1 pseudogene is annotated in these 1,078 nt (G+C 60.6%); it reads right to left on the reverse strand.

The window, feature by feature from the left end:
* Nucleotides 1–154 precede the first annotated feature (154 nt).
* Nucleotides 155–1,045 (reverse strand): annotated as a pseudogene (locus HMPREF3120_RS04940) (glutathione S-transferase C-terminal domain-containing protein); the annotation flags it as partial.
* Nucleotides 1,046–1,078 lie beyond the last annotated feature (33 nt).

A 1,078-nucleotide genomic window follows, 5' to 3' on the forward strand; every position in this document is an offset into this window, starting at 1 on the left:
TCTACTCAAACGGAACAAAACCTGGGACACTTCACAGAGGTCGTTGGTTCGAATCCAGCCCCCGCTACCAACGTGATTACAAGGCCGCCGCCAATGGAAACACTGGCGGCGGCCTTCTTTCTGCTGCTTGACCCTAACCCTCGACACAGAGGACTTAGCCCAGCCCGAAGAGCTCCCGTTGGAAATCCGTGGGGTTCTTCAGCTTCTCGGATTCGGGCAGTGGGCCGGGGAGGGTGGTGCCTGCGGCGAAGGGGGAGCCCGGGAGATGGTCGCGGCCGTGGGGTTGGGTGAGGCCGGAAAGGTCGGGCCCGGAGGGGACGATCCGGGTGGGGTTCACTTCGCGGTGGACGATGTAGTAGTGCTGTTTGATCTCCGTGAAGTCGGTGGTGTCGCCGAAGCCGGGGGTTTGAAACAGCTCGCGGAGGTAGCCGTAGACGTTTGGGAGTTCGGTGATCTTGTTGCGGTTTGTCTTGAAGTGGCCGTGGTAGACGGCATCAAAGCGGATGAGGGTGGTGTAGGCGCGGACGTCGGTCTCCGTGATGTGTTCACCCATGATGAAGCGGTGGTTGGCTAGGCGGTCTTCGAGCCAGTCGAGGACTTCAAACACGTCGTCGTAGGCTTCTTCGTAAGCGTTTTGGGAGGCAGAGAATCCGGCGCGGTACACGCCGTTGTTGAACTTGCGGAAGAGGAAGTCGTTGATGGCCTCCGCCTCTTCACGCTGCTCTTTCGGTGGTAGAAGGTTCGGGGCGCCGGGGCGGTGGTATTCGGTCCACTCGGTTTGGAAGTCGCGGACCATGGAGTTGTAATCGTTCGTCACCACTTTGCCGCTTGCTTCTTCCACGATTGCCGGCACGGTGATGCCGCGCGGGTAGTCGGGGAAGCGTGCGAAGTACGCATCCTGCAGGCGGGGGATCTGTAGCACGGGGTCGACGCCGCCCGGATCCAAGTCGAAGGTCCAGGAGCGCTTGTCGTGGGTCGGGCCAGCCAAGCCCATGGAGATCACATCTTTCAGCCCCATCAGGCGCCGCACGATGACAGCGCGATGTGTGTTTTGTCAAGTTGTTTTAGGCCGTTTCGG

Origin of the sequence: Corynebacterium sp. HMSC11D10 (assembly GCF_001806995.1) — a bacterium.
In the GTDB taxonomy this organism is placed as follows: Bacteria; Actinomycetota; Actinomycetes; order Mycobacteriales; family Mycobacteriaceae; genus Corynebacterium; species Corynebacterium coyleae.